A 2,051-nucleotide genomic window follows, 5' to 3' on the forward strand; every position below is an offset into this window, starting at 1 on the left:
TGTAGTCTTGCCACGTTTCCACTTCGTCGGGAACCCAATCCCAGGTCTGACCGGATGCAAGGCTGAACGATGCCGCCGATTCGGTTTTCACATCGCGAACGCAACCGCAAATCAAAGCCGGAACTACAAGTACAACTGCAACGACTGCCACAAATGCTGTTTTGAACATGACACAACCCTCCAAGTTGGATGCCTCCACCGAGGCACAATTTTCTCGCTATCGTCAAGCGCGTAGAGCGGAGACTACCAGAGCCGCACGGCGACCGCCTGAGCCAGAACGGCCCAAAAACGGCCCATTCTGGCGTTGTTGGTGTTCGTCCTATTTGACCAACTCGATCTCACTCGGGCGCCAGGTCTTCTCGATCCAAGGCTCGAGCGGGCCGTACATTCGCAGGCCGACGAACCAGCTTTTTCCGGGAATGGTTTCGAGCCAGTTGCTCTCCTTGCCCTTGGGCGGCTTCGGGCCGAAATAGAGGTCATACGAGCCGTCGGCGTTCTCCTTGACCCCCTTGGTCTGGCTGCCCAGGGTCGGGTAAGGATTGCTGGTCTGCAGCTGCGAGCGGGTCTGGGTGTCGTACATGGTCACAGCCCAGAAGTTGTTGACCGGCACGTTCGGCGGGAGATGAAGCTTATAGGTCTTCGCGCCGTTCATGGGTTTTTTCCTCGAATCCAAGTACGCAAACGCATAATCCGAGCCTACCCCGGGCCGCGTGACCGCCATGGCCGGACTAACTGCCGTGTATGGGTAGAAAAACATGGTGCGAGCATCCAGATTGCGAGCGCCATCGACCTCGAAGAACACGTCCTTGTTGGCGAACGGCGTCACCCAGGCGCTCTTGGTATCCGGATAGACATACGCTCCCCGTTCGCGCGCCTGGACTACGATGGCGCGGGCCGTCGCGTTGCCGATCGCGACCGCGTCGGTGAGGATCTTCTTCATTCTCGCGTCCGGCTTGAACGGCTTGCCCTTGACGATACCGATGGCAGCCACCAGCCCTCGGGTCTCCGGATCGAGCGCGGCGATCGGCTCTTTTTGGATCAGCCGATTCAGGTCCTCGTAGAAGCTGAAGTCATTGGGCGAGACTGTGTTGTAGGACATGTGCGAGACATCGATGAATTCGGTCTTCGGAGGGTTCTTCGCCTTGGCGAGCGGGTAGACCCGAATCGTTGACTCCATGAGCTTGACCGCCTGCTCCAGGCCCTTTGCCGTCGAACCGCGCACCATGGCCCAGGTCCAAAAGGTCGTCGGTCGCACGACGAAGTAACCGGCGGGGACGTCGCCCTTGTAACCTGGAGGCAGCACGAGATACTTGCCGCCCTTGCCCTTGTCCGGGCCGATGGCGCCAAGATCTTCAACCCATCGGAACCACGAATCGTTCACCATCCCGAGCATGCCCGGGGGGATTTCGACGACCGTGGGACCGTCGATCTCGGTGTCGAGATACGCCTGCGCGTAGAGCGTGGAGGTGTTTCCCGTCAGATAGAGGCTCTTCGAGTCCAACAGCTGCGCGAAGATTGAAACCTTGCTCGAACTGTCCTGGCCGATCTTCTTGTTGGCCGCGCGCAACCGGTACATGGAGGCGCCTCCCAGCGTATTGAGAAACACCTGCACACCGTGCATCCGGTCCAGGTTGTCGTAGACCTTTTTGACGGTGGCGTCGGTGGGAATACCGTCGAAGAAGTTCAATTGGCCGAGCGATGTCTTTACCCTGTTGGGGGTGCTGATCGATTTCAGCTCTTTGTTGCTGACATCGGCAGCGGCGGGCTGCCCCATAGAAAGCCCCGAGACGAACGCGACCATCGCCAGCGTCACTGGTTTCTTCACGGTATTCATGTTTGTTCTCCGACTTCGCTATTTCATAACCACTATGGGCTGACCTTTTCAGCCATCGGTACCTTCCAGGTCTTCATCTGCTTCAGGTCGGGTACGTAGACGCGCATGATGACATCGATCCCCAGATCCCCACGGGTGATCGGCAGCCAGTTCTCCGCTGGCACGCCTTTCGGCCGTTCGGCGGCGATGTGGATCTCGATGCCGCCGGACGCGTTCA

Annotated in this window: 2 protein-coding genes; both read right to left on the minus strand. The window is 58.8% G+C overall.

What is annotated here, in order from left to right; all coding sequences use genetic code 11:
- Nucleotides 1-319: 319 nt before the first annotated feature.
- Nucleotides 320-1,834 (minus strand): DUF1254 domain-containing protein, encoded by a 1,515-nt coding sequence (locus tag WBB95_RS03025; protein WP_424486230.1) that lies wholly within the window; start codon nucleotides 1,832-1,834, stop codon nucleotides 320-322.
- 32 nt (nucleotides 1,835-1,866) lie between these two features.
- Nucleotides 1,867-2,051: DUF1214 domain-containing protein (locus WBB95_RS03030; RefSeq protein WP_424486231.1), on the minus strand; the 185-nt coding region annotated here is incomplete at its 5' end.

Source organism: Pseudomonas sp., assembly GCF_049645325.1.
GTDB lineage: Bacteria > Pseudomonadota > Gammaproteobacteria > Pseudomonadales > Pseudomonadaceae > Aquipseudomonas.

Bases quoted from the DNA above. Each gene is read 5' to 3' on its own strand.
- WBB95_RS03025 (WP_424486230.1), bottom strand. From the start codon at position 1,834: ATGAATACCGTGAAGAAACCAGTGACGCTGGCGATGGTCGCGTTCGTC.